The 13391-nt window shown below is 60.8% G+C and carries 16 protein-coding genes; 7 read left to right on the forward strand and 9 right to left on the reverse strand.

Features of this window, described 5'->3' with window-relative positions; all coding sequences use genetic code 11:
- Window positions 1-8 precede the first annotated feature (8 nt).
- The gene (locus OQ287_RS09065) at window positions 9-749 is read right to left on the reverse strand and encodes a DUF2076 domain-containing protein (protein ID WP_265896226.1); all 741 of its coding nucleotides are present in this window, start codon (window positions 747-749) and stop codon (window positions 9-11) included.
- A 65-nt stretch (window positions 750-814) separates the two neighbouring features.
- Window positions 815-1471: an HAD family hydrolase gene (locus OQ287_RS09070; protein ID WP_265896227.1), complete on the reverse strand. Its 657-nt coding sequence runs from the start codon at window positions 1469-1471 to the stop codon at window positions 815-817.
- Window positions 1472-1598: 127 nt separating this feature from the next.
- On the opposite strand from OQ287_RS09070, the gene OQ287_RS09075 reads away from it, so the two are divergent.
- Genes OQ287_RS09075 through msrQ form a run of 3 tightly spaced genes read left to right on the forward strand, consistent with a single transcriptional unit; the run spans window position 1599 to window position 4722 of the window.
- Window positions 1599-3026: an amidase gene (locus tag OQ287_RS09075; protein WP_265896228.1), complete on the forward strand. Its 1428-nt coding sequence runs from the start codon at window positions 1599-1601 to the stop codon at window positions 3024-3026.
- Window positions 3027-3082: 56 nt separating this feature from the next.
- Entirely contained in the window at window positions 3083-4096 is a 1014-nt protein-coding gene (gene msrP / locus OQ287_RS09080; RefSeq protein ID WP_265896229.1) for a protein-methionine-sulfoxide reductase catalytic subunit MsrP, read from the forward strand.
- A complete protein-coding gene (gene msrQ, locus OQ287_RS09085; protein ID WP_322974112.1) occupies window positions 4096-4722 on the forward strand; it encodes a protein-methionine-sulfoxide reductase heme-binding subunit MsrQ in 627 nt (208 codons plus the stop codon). Before msrP ends, msrQ begins: the two co-directional genes overlap by 1 nt.
- A 7-nt stretch (window positions 4723-4729) precedes the next feature.
- Here msrQ and dinB read toward each other — a convergent pair whose 3' ends face one another.
- From dinB to OQ287_RS09115, 7 genes are all read right to left on the reverse strand, one after another.
- The gene (dinB, locus tag OQ287_RS09090) at window positions 4730-5773 is read right to left on the reverse strand and encodes a DNA polymerase IV (RefSeq protein ID WP_265896230.1); all 1044 of its coding nucleotides are present in this window, start codon (window positions 5771-5773) and stop codon (window positions 4730-4732) included.
- Window positions 5751-6008 (reverse strand): DUF1289 domain-containing protein, encoded by a 258-nt coding sequence (locus OQ287_RS15340; protein ID WP_350355148.1) that lies wholly within the window; start codon window positions 6006-6008, stop codon window positions 5751-5753. The genes dinB and OQ287_RS15340 overlap by 23 nt, the downstream gene beginning before the upstream one ends.
- Window positions 6009-6045: 37 nt before the next feature.
- On the reverse strand, window positions 6046-7146 hold the full coding sequence (locus tag OQ287_RS09095) for an aminotransferase class I/II-fold pyridoxal phosphate-dependent enzyme (RefSeq protein WP_265896231.1): 1101 nt from the start codon (window positions 7144-7146) through the stop codon (window positions 6046-6048).
- Between the two features lie 39 nt (window positions 7147-7185).
- Window positions 7186-7689: a hypothetical protein gene (locus OQ287_RS09100; RefSeq protein ID WP_265896232.1), complete on the reverse strand. Its 504-nt coding sequence runs from the start codon at window positions 7687-7689 to the stop codon at window positions 7186-7188.
- On the reverse strand, window positions 7686-8660 hold the full coding sequence (locus OQ287_RS09105; RefSeq protein ID WP_265896233.1) for an alpha/beta hydrolase: 975 nt from the start codon (window positions 8658-8660) through the stop codon (window positions 7686-7688). The genes OQ287_RS09100 and OQ287_RS09105 overlap by 4 nt, the downstream gene beginning before the upstream one ends.
- Before the next feature lie 196 nt (window positions 8661-8856).
- A complete protein-coding gene (locus OQ287_RS09110) occupies window positions 8857-9360 on the reverse strand; it encodes a DUF421 domain-containing protein (protein ID WP_265896234.1) in 504 nt (167 codons plus the stop codon).
- Between the two features lie 107 nt (window positions 9361-9467).
- Complete coding sequence (locus OQ287_RS09115) at window positions 9468-9848, reverse strand: DUF423 domain-containing protein (RefSeq protein ID WP_265896235.1); 381 nt, start codon at window positions 9846-9848, stop codon at window positions 9468-9470.
- A 112-nt stretch (window positions 9849-9960) separates the two neighbouring features.
- Between OQ287_RS09115 and OQ287_RS09120 the strand changes: the two genes are divergently transcribed.
- From OQ287_RS09120 to trmB, 4 genes are all read left to right on the forward strand, one after another.
- A complete protein-coding gene (locus tag OQ287_RS09120; protein WP_250935428.1) occupies window positions 9961-11427 on the forward strand; it encodes an alanine/glycine:cation symporter family protein in 1467 nt (488 codons plus the stop codon).
- Between the two features lie 102 nt (window positions 11428-11529).
- Window positions 11530-11730: a sulfur carrier protein ThiS gene (gene thiS / locus OQ287_RS09125; protein ID WP_250935431.1), complete on the forward strand. Its 201-nt coding sequence runs from the start codon at window positions 11530-11532 to the stop codon at window positions 11728-11730.
- Between the two features lie 47 nt (window positions 11731-11777).
- Window positions 11778-12578: a thiazole synthase gene (locus tag OQ287_RS09130; protein WP_250935432.1), complete on the forward strand. Its 801-nt coding sequence runs from the start codon at window positions 11778-11780 to the stop codon at window positions 12576-12578.
- A 23-nt stretch (window positions 12579-12601) separates the two neighbouring features.
- Window positions 12602-13342 carry a tRNA (guanosine(46)-N7)-methyltransferase TrmB gene (gene trmB / locus OQ287_RS09135; protein ID WP_265896236.1) on the forward strand — a complete coding sequence of 247 codons (741 nt, stop codon included), beginning with the start codon at window positions 12602-12604 and terminating at the stop codon, window positions 13340-13342.
- Window positions 13343-13391: the final 49 nt, after the last annotated feature.

The raw sequence follows: 13391 nt of genomic DNA on the forward strand, positions 1-13391 counted from the left end.
TCGGGTATTCAGACGTCGTCGAATCCGCCACCGAAATCATCAAAGCCGCCACCATCGTCAAAGCCGCCATCGTCATACCGGGAGGGGTCATCCATGCCCCCGTTATCGGCGAAATCAGGCTGGCCCATGTCATTGTTCATGTCACCGCCCATGTCCTCGGCGCCGGGGTCACTCATGTCGCTGCCGGTATCATTGTCATCGAGCGTATTGGCGACATCCTCGGGCTTGTCATCGTGGAACATGTCCATCATCAGATTGCCGAGCATCAGCCCGCCGGCGACACCGGCGGCGGTCTGTAATGCCCCGCTCATGAAACCGCCCCCCCGGCTGCCTCCCATGGGAGAACCGCCGTAACCACTTGGCTGGGAGTTTCGAGCACCAAACCCAGGGGCCATGCCGGCGTTGCCGCCACCGGTGCCCGGGACCCGGTCGCGGCCGCTGCCACTGCGAGAGGCCGGCGCGGCATCGGCGTTACTGCCGCCGCCAAACAGGCCGGCCAGAAAACCGCCGCCACCGGCGGGTTGTTCAGCCTGTTTCTTCTCCAGTGCTTCCACCTTTTGCTGTAGTCGCTTGAGGGCTGCTTCCTGCATGATGATGGTCTGCGCCATGTAGTAGGGCGCCGCAGGCTGTGCCTCGACATGTTGCTGGATACGTTGCTCGGCATCGGTATCGCGCTCGCCGCTTTTCTCTTCGGCTGTTTTCAGCCGGTCGAACAGGCCATCGATAAAACGGTTGGCATCATTACTCATTAATGTGTCCTCACGTAAAAGGGGCTTTCAGGCTTTGAATGCATTTGCCGGAAGAGGTTCATTACCTACCGGGTCAGATGATCGACCAGTGCCGGCAGCTCTTCCATGTGGTAAAGGGCGTGGGCGCCTGCCGGGGTCGCTTCCTGATCCGGGAAATGATTGATGTGAATGACCTGCATGCCGGCAGCCAGACCTGCCTCGACGCCTACGGCCGCATCATCGATCACGATGGCGTTTTCCGGTGCAAAGGCCAGCGCTCGGGTGGCATGCAGATAAAGCCCGGGGTCAGGCTTATGGCTACCCACTTCATACGCCGAATAAAGGTGATCACCAAAATGATGCGCCAGCGCCGAAGCGGCCATGGCTCGTCGAATCTTCTCGATGGGGCCATTGGAGGCGACGGCCTTGGGGTGGGGCAGACGTTCGAGAGCGGATTCGATTCCTGCAATGCGAGGGACGCCCTGATCCATTCTGGCATACAGGCGACGGCGCATGGCCGGCATGGCTGCTTCCCGGGCATCCGGGGTGATGTCACCGTGTTCGCGTTCGAGGGTGGCCAGAATGGTGGGAAAGGCCGTGCCTCGAAATCGGGTCATGTAATCCGCCGGGACGAAGGGCAGCCCCAGTTCGTTAAAAATCTCGGTCAGCACCTCGGCCAGCAGGGGTTCGCTGTCAACCAGCGTGCCATCGCAATCAAACAACAGGCAGACGTTTCGGGCCATGGTATCTCGCTTTTAGCAGGTGATGTCGCAGTATGGCGGTCGGATCTTTTCCCTGCCATGTATCGTTTGGTGTTGTAAGCCGGCCTGAACCACACTCTGGATTCATGGACGATAACAGGATCTGGATGTGAGCGTAGAGCATGAACTGGGCGATCTGAGCGCCACCGAACTGGTGGCCGGGTTTCAGCGCGGTGACTGGACACCGGTTGAGGCTGTCGACGCCTCCCTTGAGCGTATTCAGCGTTTCAACGATGCCGTCAATGCATACTGTCATGTGGATTACGAGGGCGCGCGGGAGGCGGCGCGTGCCTCGGCAGCACGCTGGAAGCGCGGATCCCCCCTGAGCGCGGTGGATGGAGTGCCCACCTCGATGAAGGACTTGACCGAGGTCAGGGGCATGCCGGCACGTGAAGGCTCACTGACGACCTCGACAGCGGCCTGTACTCGGGATGCGCCACCGGCGCGAGCCATGCGCGAGGCTGGTGCGGTATTGCTTGGCAAGACCACCACGCCTGAATTCGGGTGCAAGGGCGTGACCGACAGCCGGGTTTACGGTATTACGCGAAATCCCTGGGATCTGTCGAGGACGCCGGGTGGATCATCCGGTGGGGCCGCAGCGGCCTGTGCCCTCAACATGGGGGTGCTGCACCAGGGAGGTGATTCCGGCGGCTCGATTCGTATTCCGGCCGCCTTCTGTGGCGTGTTCGGATTCAAGTCCACGTTCGGGTGGGTGCCACAATGGCCCCCGAGTACCATGGCGAGCCTGTCTCACATTGGTCCCCTGACCCGGACGGTGGACGATGCTCTGCTGATGCTCAACGTCATCGGGCGGTTCGATCCACATGACTACTTCAGCGTGCCGGGTCAGCCGACGGACTGGGGAGAGCAGTGCAGGGCCGATGGCCGCCTGGATGGCCTGCGTATCGCGATGTGTCCGACACTGGGATGTGCCGCACCGGACCGCCGGATTCTGGAGCATCTGGGCGAGGCCGCCGAGCGCCTGGAGGCTCTGGGCGCGACGGTCACGCGCATCGAGCCCGAAATAGAGAGCTCGCTTGAAACGTATCGGGTGCTGTGGGCGTCGGCCTCTGCCAATCAGCTCAGTCATATCCCGGCGCAGCATCACGGGGTGATGGATCCGGGGCTTCGGGAAATTGCCCGCTTCGGCGAGCAGTTCAGTGCCGTGGACCTGCTTGATGCCCAGACTGCCCGCACGCGACTCAATGGCCATCTTGATCGCTTCTTTGACAGCCATGATCTGATGCTGACACCCAGTGTAGCCATTCCGCCCTTCGAGGCTGGTCATGATGTACCGCCGGGCAGCGGCATGCGGGACTGGATGGAGTGGACGCCGTACTCCTACCCCTTCAACCTGACCCAGCAGCCGGCTGCCTCATTGCCGTGCGGTTTTACCGATGACGGGTTGCCGATAGGAATTCAGCTCGCCGGGGCGCGTTTTGATGACGCCAGACTTCTGCGGGCCTGCCACGCCTTTCTGAAGGCATGGCCTGCGGCCTTTCCTTCGGCGCCGCAGGAAGCATCGTGCGGAACTTGATGCATTTGTAACGGTCAGTAACCTTACTGGCTGTATTTTAACGGGAGGACCCCGCCATGCTGATTCGTTCACGACGTCCGCAGGACCCGACAGAAAATGATGTGACGCCGGAGGCCATGTACCGCAATCGGCGCTGGTTCATGGGGGCGATGGGCGGACTTGGTCTGGCGGCGGCCCTGCCGGGCACGGCCTGGGCCAAACCGCCCTGGAAGGATGTCACCCCGGCCGAGGCGCCGGCCTGGTTTGCGGCCATGAAGGAAAACGCGGCATGGGACGCGGTAGTGCCCGAGGATCAATCGGTCGACAAGACCACACCGTTCAAGGACGCGACCAGCTACAATAATTTCTTTGAATTCGGGACCGACAAGAGTGATCCCGCCAATCGGGCCGGCCAGCTGACGACCGAGCCCTGGACGGTGATGATCGATGGTGAGGTCAATAACCCGGGCAAGCTGTCGCTTGAAGCGCTGATGACGCCTTCCCGCCTCGAGGAGCGGATCTACCGTCTGCGCTGTGTCGAGGCGTGGTCGATGGTGATTCCATGGCTGGGGATTCCGCTGGCGGACGTGATTCGCCGCGCCGACCCGACCGGCGAAGCCCGTTATGTGCGGTTCGAGACGCTGGTGCGTCCCGAGGAAATGCCCGGGCAGCAATCGCGCTTCAACCTGATCGACTGGCCTTATGTGGAAGGTCTGCGGCTCGATGAAGCCATGCATCCGCTGGCCTTTCTGGCCGTAGGCAATTATGGCCGGGTGCTGCCGAATCAGAACGGGGCACCGCTCAGGCTGGTCGTTCCCTGGAAGTACGGCTTCAAAAGCATCAAGTCGATTGTCAGGATATCGCTGGTCCGTGACCAGCCACTGAATTCGTGGCAGAAGATTGCCTCCAGCGAGTATGGCTTTTACGCCAACGTCAATCCGAATGTGGATCACCCCCGCTGGAGCCAGGCCACCGAGCGCCGGTTGCCGAACTCCCTGTTCAACCCCAACCGCATGGATACTCGGATGTTCAACGGGTACGAGGAAGTAGCCTCGCTGTACAGCGGCATGGACCTGAGGAAACACTTTTGATGACCCTGTCGTCGCCGCGTGTACTGCTGCTCTGGCGAGTGCTTGTTTTCATGGCAGCGCTGTCTCCACTGGTGTACTGGAGCACTCAGGTTGCGCTTCAGCAGGCCGGTCCGGAGCCTGGCAAGTATCTGCTGCTGGGGTTTGGCCTGTGCGCCCTGGTGATTCTGTTGCTGACCCTGAGCCTGACGCCGCTATCGAAACTGACCCGCTGGAAGGGCTTTACCCTCATTCGCCGTCAGCTGGGACTATGGGCATTTTTCTATGCGCTGCTGCACCTGAGCAGCTATCTGGTATTCATTCTGGGGCTGGATTTCAGTGTGCTGTTGCAGGATATCGCGCGCCGCCCTTATGTGATTGTTGGCATGCTGGCGCTGGTGGGGCTGCTGGTCATGGCGCTGACCTCCAATCGCTGGGCCATGCGCCGACTGGGCAAGCGCTGGAAGCCCCTGCATAAGGTGGTCTATCTCGTGCTGGCGCTGGTGCTGCTGCATTTTTTCTGGGTCGTACGCGCTGACATGACCGACTGGGCCGGGTACGCGCTGGCCGCGGTGGCACTGATGAGTCTGCGGCTACCGGCCATTTCGACCCGCCTGCCTTCCCTGGGCAAGCGTCTGGGGCTGCGCTGAGGCCTGATTAGAAGAGCCCCAGTTGCTTCAAGTCATCGGGCGGGGTCAGGCGTACGCCGACACCGAGCAGGCGTACCGGTCTGGCCCGGCGGTGCCAGGCTTCATCCAAAAGGTGCTGATAGATCTCAAGGCCGGGCGTGACGCCGCTGGTTTCAAGGGTCGTGATGCTGAAGTCGTTGAAACGCACCTTGACGAACAGCTTGTTCAGCGGGGGATGCTCGTGACGGGCCAGCCGCTCGTCGAGTTTGACGACCAGCGCTGTCACGGCCTGTTGACAGGCCGGAAGGTCGGGCAGGTCCTGATCGAAGGTGGTTTCCACACTGACGGACTTGCGCTCGCGGGTAATGTTGACTTCCCGGTGATCGATGCCACGCGACAGTTCATAAAGGCGCTGGCCGAACTTGCCGAAGTTCTCGAGCAAACGGGCCAGTGACACGTCTCGAAGTTCCGGGCAGGTGCGGATGCCCAGCCGTTCGAGTTTGGCGGCAGTGGCCGGCCCGACCCCATGCAGCTTGTTCACGGTCAGCTGATCAATAAAGGCGTCTGCCTCGTCAGGGGTAATAACGCGCAGGCCATCGGGCTTGTCCCAGTCACTGGCAATCTTCGCCAGAAACTTGTTGGGCGCTGCCCCGACTGAAAGCGTGATGCCGGTCCTCGACAACGCCTGTTCCTTCAGCCAGCGCGCCATCCAGGTGGCGCTGCCCTGAAACCGGGTGACATCGCTGACGTCGAGATAAGCCTCATCCAGTGATAGCGGCTCCACCTTTGGCGTCAGCTCGAAAAAAAGCGCCTGAATATCGGCGGAAACGGCGCGGTACCTCTCGAAGTCCGGCCGAATGATTTCAAGTTCCGGGCAAAGCTTCAGTGCCTGGGCACTGGGCATGGCGGAGCGTACGCCGAAGGCGCGGGCCGGATAGTTACAGGTGGCGATGACGCCGCGGTGATCGGCGCGACCGCCTACGGCGATCGGGCGATCAGCCAGCGCCGGGTTGTCGCGCATTTCGACGGCGGCGTAGAAGCAGTCGCAATCAGCGTGAAGAATCTTTTTCATGCAGGCCGGCAGGCGTGAGAGGGCTTTCACGTTCGGCGCGACGAGCCGCACATCGCGCCAGGATGTCGCGCTGATCGGTCTCGCTCAGACCGCCCCAGGCCACGATTTCATCAATATGACGCAGACAGCCCTGGCATACTCTGTGCTCATCCAGCGTGCAATGCTTTATACAGGGTGATGGCACCATTCGTGATTGATCCCGCCGGTTCATTCGACCGACGGGCTCCCGAGTCATGTATGTATGCACAGTATCGCCCGGCAATGTGCCCGCTTCAAGCGTAAGCGGCCAGGCGTTCCATCAGAGGGGCAAGCCGGCCCGGCATCAGGGCATCTTCCACGGCGCTGATGCGTAATACGTGTCCCAGCGCCGGATGGGGCGGGCGATGCACCACCACACCTCCATCAAGCAGGTCGCGCTGGATATTTTCGGCCATGTCGCTGTTGGGCAGGCGCAGGGCGACAAAGTTGGTGTGGCTTGTCATGACATCAGCGCCGGCATCGGCCAGTCGTGTGGCCAGGCGCGTACGTCTGTCGATGACATCCTGCACGTGCTGCTGCACTTCAGTGTCATGATCCAGTACGGTTTCCGCTGCTGCCAGGGCGACGGAGGAGACCGCGTAATGAATGCGCACCGTATGCAGCGCCTGAATCACCTCGGGCGAGGCGATGGCGTAGCCGATCCGCAGCCCGGCCAGCCCATGGGCCTTGGAAAAGGTGCGTAGCCGCAGGGCATTGGGAAGCGGGCGGCTGTCGATCACCTCGGCACCGAATTCGTAATAGGCCTCGTCGAGCAGCAGCCAGCAGTGCTCGGGCAACCCCTGTGCAAAGGTGTTGATCTCTTCCTGGGTATAAACCGCGCCGCTGGGGTTGTCTGGATTGGCCAGGTAGACCATCACGGCGCCGGTCTCCCTCACCGCCTGATCCAGGGCAATCAGGTCCGGCGCGAGCACGCCGGGGCGATCCCGATAGGCCACTTCATGCACTACAAGCCCCTGACCTTCAGCAAAGTAACGGAAGGTGGGGTAGGTACCGGCACTGGTTACCACGGTGCTTCCTGTGTCGCAACAGGCGCGCAGTGCCAGTGCGATCAGGCTGTCTGCGCCGGCATCGACAATCAGTTCATCCATGGCTCGCCCCAGGTGTTTACCAAGCCGGGTCCGCACGCCAAAGGCGTCGGCATCGCCGTAGGCGCGGGCATGACGGGCGGTTTCCTCACCCAGCAACGTGGCCAGCGCATTGTGTGGCATGTCCAGCCCTTCATTGGACCCCAATTGATGGGGCAGGCGGCGGTCAAGCCGACGCTCGAGGGCCTTGAGCCCCGGGAACGGGTTGCGCGGACTATCGGGCGTCAGGTGTGAGGCGTAGCGAGGCATGGAAGATCCTTTCAGGCAGTACAGCAGATTCAAACCCTGTCAGTAACGTCGGGTTTCGTTCAGGGCACTGGCATCCAGCGCGCCGCGAAGGGTGTGTTGCCACACCGGGGCAGGCTGATGACCATGGTAAAGGGTCAGTGCCAGCGTATAAGGGTAGAGGGTGCGGTCCGTGAGATGCAGCGCCTTGCCGGCGTCGAGGCGGGTAAGCAGTTGCCACTGATCCGCCTGCAGTTCTCCCGGGGGGGTGGCGTCCGGCCAGGCCAGTACCTGCAGTGTGCTGGAGGAGGTCAGCATTGCACGCAGCAGGGCTTCCCTGAAGTGACCCACCGGCGCGGGGAAGAACTGGTCGATGGTGGTGGGTGGCAACAGCAGGATATCCGGCGTGGAAGCCTCGGCCCATGGGGCCTTTTCTGCCAGTGTATGCGCGACCTGACGCCCGAGGTCATGCAGGGGATCACGTTCTCTGGGCGTTTCACTGGAGGAAAACAGGGAGCAGCCTCCCAGCCACAGCGTCATCAGTAACAGGGCAGCGAGGCGTGTCATAGGGTGATGTCCCTCTCAGCCGGGGTGAGGGGGGCGTCAATGAAGTCCAGCAGGGCGTTGAACAAAGGTTCCCGGATCTCGGGTGATTCATTGACCAGGTGATGCCTGGCGCGGGTATGGCGAACTACCCGTGCTTCGGGAAATTTCTCCCTGAGCAGCGGCAGGTTCCATCGCCAGTCGACGGTAAGGTCCTGCTCGCCCTGCAGGATCAGCGCAGGCAGACAGATGGATGGTCGCTGGCGGATATCCCGGATCCAGACCTTCATGGCACTGACCCAGGCCACCGACAGGGCCGTGGCCTGCAGTGGATCATCCTGACGCAGGAATCTGGCAAAGGCTGCATCGGTGCTGTTGGGGCGAAACGTGCGCTTGAGGCTGCTGACAAAGGGGCTGAGTGCCCAGTGTATCCAGCGGGTCTGCTGCCAGCCTCTGGGACGTACCAGCGGTGCCAGCAGACACAGGCTCTGCCAGGGGGTGGGCGTATCCGCCAGGGCATCGGTGGCGAGTATTGCGCTGCCGGTACTCTGCCCGAGACCAACCCATGGCGTCGGTGCCAGTCGCTGCCGATCAACATGGCTGCGCACCTGGTGCAGGCACTCTACATAGTCGTCAAAGGCGGTAATCGAGGCACGCTCTCCGCTTGAAAGGCCATGCCCGGGGAGGTCCCACAGTACGACCTGCCAGTGCGCCTTGAGCAGGGCTTCCAGAATATGGGCATAAAGGCCCAGATGATCGAAATAGCCATGGACGATGAACACGGTGCCACGTGGGCCGGGAGGACACCAGACCTGCGCCCACAACTGCCAGGCCGTGGCATCAATCATGCCGCAGTGCACTGTTCTGGCATGCGGCAGGCAGTGGTCCAGCCCGTAATGAGCCATGTAGTCGCCCAGGACGCCATCCAATGAGGTTACGGGCGCCAGCGGGCCTGTCTGGGACAGCGTGCAGAAATCGGGCAGTGGATCGGTCATGGGTACCTGACGTGAAGCGGGCCATAACGGGCAATGGTACCCGGGATAGCACCTGGCTGGAATCCTGTAGTGTAGCGGTACCGGGCCGATGGTGGGCGTCAAGGGGGCTCTGCCATGATGTCTCGGCCATGACCGGGCCGTATTTCGGCCCGAAACGCCCTGTCAGCAGGTCGTGCTTCATGCCCTGCCTGACGGCTTACGTGGGCCCGGGGATGCCGGCGATGCCTTCCAGCGCTGAATTACTGCTGCCAGCCTGAGGTAATACGCTGAAGCTGCCGTCGGTTTCAAGCACTACGGCATATACGCTCTCTACGTCAGTGATGCCCTTTTCACGAATGGCGGCGCAGATTTCGGCCCGGACCACTCGTTCACGCTGCAGGGTGTCTTCACAGTACCTGCCGTTGAACAGCAGAAGTGACGGTCTGGACTTGACCAGGTTCTTGACGCGTTTCGAGCGAACGGACGTGAAGGTTATAATAAACTGCAGCAAAATGATGATCACGAACGCGGTAACGCTCTGCGTAAAGGGCACTTGGCTTGAGGTCAGCGCGGTAGACAGCGTCGAGCCCAGTGCGATCGTGACCACGAAGTCAAAGGCATTCCATTTGGACAGGGTGCGCTTGCCTGAAAGCCTCAGTATGACGATCAGGGTCAGGTAGCTGCATATGCCAATGACAATGGTGTGAACAATCGGGTTCATGAATACGTTTTCCGCATGGAAAGGGCAGTAGTGCCGAGGTCACAGCCTAGGTGTTTCATGAGGGCCTGTCAGTGCGCCCTGTCGAATCAGGCCTGCCGGGCCCCGGTTTAACAACGCTGGTGGCGAAAAATGCCCCAGGCCAGTGTCAGCCAGCCGGCCATCAGAAGTGTGCCTCCGACGGGGGTTACCGGCCCCAGCCAGGACGGGGCGCCGAGTGTCAGTGCATAAAGGGAGCCTGAAAACATCACGGTGCCCGCCATCCACAGCCGCACGGCGGCACGTTGTGCGGTAAAGGCATGCTGCTGTCGCCAGACCAGTACCAGCATGATGGCGAGGGTGTGCCACATCTGATAGCGCACTGCGGTTTCCCAGGCATGAAACAGGGCCTCTGAGACGGTGCCCTGAAGGCCATGCGCGCCGAATGCCCCTGCCATGACACCAATGAATCCGCTAAAACAGGCGGCCATCCATTCGATTTTTTCCTTCATCGTGTACACTCCCCCCGCGTAAATTGATAAACGCCACATAACATTAATAAGACCCGTCACTGCAAGTGATCGTTTTTGCAATGAAAACGGGTAACTCTGGAGCACGCCAATAATGGAATTCATCCAACAGATCGAGAGTGCCATCCATGTGGTAATGGATCCGGTCAGTAACTTCATCTGGAGCTACGTCCTGATCTATCTGCTGCTGGGCGCAGGCTTGTGGTTTACTGTTTTCACGCGCTTCATGCAGTTCAGACTGCTAGGTCATATGGGGCGAATCACCTTTTCCGGGCGTAGCAGCGGCGAAGGCATCAGTGCCTTTCAGGCCTTTGCCACCTCGCTTGCTTCCCGCGTAGGCACCGGTAACCTGGCAGGTGTGGCCATTGCCCTGTGGGTCGGTGGTCCGGGCGCTATCTTCTGGATGTGGATGACGGCGCTGGTGGGGCTGGCCACGGCCTTTATCGAGTCCACGCTGGCACAGGTGTACAAGGAGCCTCATGCCGATGGTTCCTTCCGCGGTGGCCCGGCCTATTATATGGAACGAGGCCTCGGCAAGCGCTGGATGAGCGTTATTTTCGCCGTATTCCTGCTGATTGCCTACGGACTGGCCTTCAATGGCGCCCAGGCCAATACCATTGCCCAGAGCATGGAGCAGGCGTTCAGTATTCCGACCTGGCTGACCGGCGTCATTCTGGTTGCCATGACGGCGCTGATCATCTTCGGTGGGGTCAAATCCGTGGCACGTACGGCAGAAAAGATCGTACCGGTCATGGCCATTGCCTACCTGCTGGTGGCGCTGTTCATTCTGTTTGCTAATATCAGTCAGGTGCCCGACATGCTGGCGCTGATTGTGAAGAGTGCCTTCGGTTACGGCCCGGCCGTCGGTGGCGCAGTGGGATATACCATCAAGATTGCAATGGAAAACGGCATCAAGCGCGGCCTGTTCTCCAACGAATCCGGCATGGGTTCGGCGCCCAACGTGGCAGCAACGGCCAGCGTCAAGCATCCGGCTGCACAGGGGCTTGTGCAGTCCTTTGGTGTGTTTGTTGATACGCTGGTGATCTGCAGCTGCACGGCGGTCGTGATTCTGCTGTCCGGTGTCTACGATCAGCTGATGACCAGCAACCCGGGCCAGAAAATCGAAGGTATTACCCTGACCCAGCAGGCCATGGGTGATCACCTGGGCGTGTTTGGTACCTGGTTCATTGCTGTTGCGATTTTCCTGTTCGCCTTTACCTCGATTATCGGCAACTATGCCTACGGCGAAATCAACATCGGGTATCTGTTCAAGCGCAAGCCCGCGTTCGCCATCAATGCCCTGCGCATTGCCGTGCTGGCCATGGTGATGATCGGTTCCGTGGCACAGCTTGATTTTGTCTGGGCCTTTGCCGACTTCGCGATGGGGCTGATGGCCACCACCAACCTGATTGCCATCATCCTGCTGGCACCGGTGGCGTTCCTTGTGCTGAAGGATTACGAGCGCCAGCGCAAGTCGGGTGTTCGTGAGCCCGAGTTCGAGGGCAAGGTGCTTGATCAGTTGTCCCGGGGTGCCGGTGACTACAACAAGGACGTCTGGTAAGTCCTGATGGCCGGACGGTGAGAGGGCGGGCCATGTGCTCGCCCTTTCTCTTTTCGCTATACTGGCGCGGCCTGCTTCAGGCTCAGGAACAGGAAACCCATCATGCAGTTGCTTATTAACGGTGAATGGCAGCACCTCGAGGACACGCGAACCGTGTCCGAACTGCTTGACACCCTGGGACTTGCCGGCAAACGGGTTGCCGTTGAACTCAATGAATCCATTGTTCCACGCTCTACCCACGCCGACGTTACGCTTGCCGACGGCGACCAGGTTGAAATCGTACACGCCATCGGTGGCGGCTGAACGCCACTCTTTATTGCCGGACATCAACGCTATTACTGGAGAGTCTCATGACCGAGTCAACTCGGCTGGATGCGCCGCTGACCATCGCAGGTCGGACCTTTAACTCCCGATTGCTGGTAGGCACCGGCAAATACCGCGACTTCGACCAGGCGCGTGATGCGATTACCGAAAGTGGTGCTGAAATCGTGACCGTGGCGGTGCGTCGCTCCAATCTGGGCCAGAATCCCGATGAGCCGAACCTTCTGGATATTATTCCGCCGACGCGTTATACCATCCTGCCCAATACGGCCGGCTGCTTTAACGCCCGTGACGCCGTGCGTACCTGTCAGCTCGCCCGTGAACTGCTGGATGGCCATAACCTGGTCAAGCTTGAGGTGCTGGGTGATGAGCACACGCTGTACCCCAACGTCATGGAAACCCTGAGCGCGGCACGCACCCTGATTGATGATGGCTTTGACGTCATGGTCTACACCAGCGATGACCCGATCGTGGCGCGGGAACTCGAGTCCATGGGCTGCTGCGCCATCATGCCGCTAGGCTCGCTGATCGGGTCCGGGCAGGGGCTGTTGAACCCGCATAGCCTGTCCTTGATCATTGATCATGCGCGCGTGCCGGTGCTGGTGGATGCCGGGATCGGGACCGCTTCGGATGCGGCGCTGGCCATGGAGCTGGGCTGCGACGGCGTGCTGCTGAACTCCGCCATTGCTCACGCCCGGCAGCCGGTGGTCATGGCGCGTGCCATGCGCCAGGCGGTAGAGGCCGGTCGTAATGCCTGGCTTGCCGAGCGTATGCCGCGCCGCACCCTGGCCCGGGCATCTTCTCCCACTGAAGGGCGTATCAACGCCTGAATATATCGTTTTGAGTAGCAGGCATGAATGATTCGAACGGCACCGGGACCGATATCCCGGACACTGGCGCGCCGCGCCGTGAAATCAAGAGTTACGTTCTGCGCGGCGGCCGGATGACGGTCGCCCAGGCTCGTGGTGTGGAAGAGGTCTTTCCCCGTCTGGGCCTCGAGCTGGCCCAGGGGCGGCTTGACCTGAAGGCCCTGTTCGGCCGTGAAGCCCCCTGCGTGGTGGAGATCGGGTTTGGCATGGGGGGGTCCCTGCTCGATCAGGCGATGGCGCATCCTGATACCGACTTTATCGGCATCGAGGTTCACGTGGCCGGTGTGGGCAAGCTGCTTGATGAAGCTGACAAGGCCGGCCTGACCAATCTGCGGGTCTTTCGCGAGGATGCACTGAGGGTGCTGGATGAAGCACTGCCGGCAGACAGCATCGATACGCTGCAGCTCTTCTTCCCTGACCCCTGGCCGAAGAAAAAGCACCACAAGCGCCGTATCGTGCAGCCGGAGTTTCTGGCGCGGGTAGCGCGGGTATTGAAGCCTGAGGGCCGCTTTCACATGGCGACCGACTGGGAGGCCTATGCCGAGCACATGGCCGAGGTAATGGAAGCCTCTCCTCTTTTTGCCAACACGGCACCGGAAGGTAGCGTCTATGTGCCTCGACCCGAGTTTCGGCCCCTGACCAAGTTTGAACAGCGTGGGGAGCGTCTGGGGCATGGCGTGTGGGATCTGATTTACGTCAATCAGACGGGGACGCAGCCCGAGTAACAGACAAAAAAAAGCCGCCCCAGTTTCGAGACGGCCAATCGGTTGTGCA

The organism is Larsenimonas rhizosphaerae, from assembly GCF_026240105.1.
Classification (GTDB): Bacteria; Pseudomonadota; Gammaproteobacteria; order Pseudomonadales; family Halomonadaceae; genus Larsenimonas; species Larsenimonas rhizosphaerae.

Coding starts and splice junctions, on each gene's coding strand:
- OQ287_RS09105 (WP_265896233.1), bottom strand. CDS start 8,660: ATGACCGATCCACTGCCCGATTTCTGCACGCTGTCCCAGACAGGCCCG.
- thiS (WP_250935431.1), top strand. CDS start 11,530: ATGCAGTTGCTTATTAACGGTGAATGGCAGCACCTCGAGGACACGCGA.
- msrQ (WP_322974112.1), top strand. CDS start 4,096: ATGACCCTGTCGTCGCCGCGTGTACTGCTGCTCTGGCGAGTGCTTGTT.
- OQ287_RS09110 (WP_265896234.1), bottom strand. CDS start 9,360: ATGAACCCGATTGTTCACACCATTGTCATTGGCATATGCAGCTACCTG.
- OQ287_RS09070 (WP_265896227.1), bottom strand. CDS start 1,471: ATGGCCCGAAACGTCTGCCTGTTGTTTGATTGCGATGGCACGCTGGTT.
- OQ287_RS09095 (WP_265896231.1), bottom strand. CDS start 7,146: ATGCCTCGCTACGCCTCACACCTGACGCCCGATAGTCCGCGCAACCCG.
- trmB (WP_265896236.1), top strand. CDS start 12,602: ATGAATGATTCGAACGGCACCGGGACCGATATCCCGGACACTGGCGCG.
- OQ287_RS15340 (WP_350355148.1), bottom strand. CDS start 6,008: ATGACTCGGGAGCCCGTCGGTCGAATGAACCGGCGGGATCAATCACGA.
- msrP (WP_265896229.1), top strand. CDS start 3,083: ATGCTGATTCGTTCACGACGTCCGCAGGACCCGACAGAAAATGATGTG.
- OQ287_RS09130 (WP_250935432.1), top strand. CDS start 11,778: ATGACCGAGTCAACTCGGCTGGATGCGCCGCTGACCATCGCAGGTCGG.
- OQ287_RS09115 (WP_265896235.1), bottom strand. CDS start 9,848: ATGAAGGAAAAAATCGAATGGATGGCCGCCTGTTTTAGCGGATTCATT.
- OQ287_RS09065 (WP_265896226.1), bottom strand. CDS start 749: ATGAGTAATGATGCCAACCGTTTTATCGATGGCCTGTTCGACCGGCTG.
- OQ287_RS09100 (WP_265896232.1), bottom strand. CDS start 7,689: ATGACACGCCTCGCTGCCCTGTTACTGATGACGCTGTGGCTGGGAGGC.
- OQ287_RS09120 (WP_250935428.1), top strand. CDS start 9,961: ATGGAATTCATCCAACAGATCGAGAGTGCCATCCATGTGGTAATGGAT.
- dinB (WP_265896230.1), bottom strand. CDS start 5,773: ATGAAAAAGATTCTTCACGCTGATTGCGACTGCTTCTACGCCGCCGTC.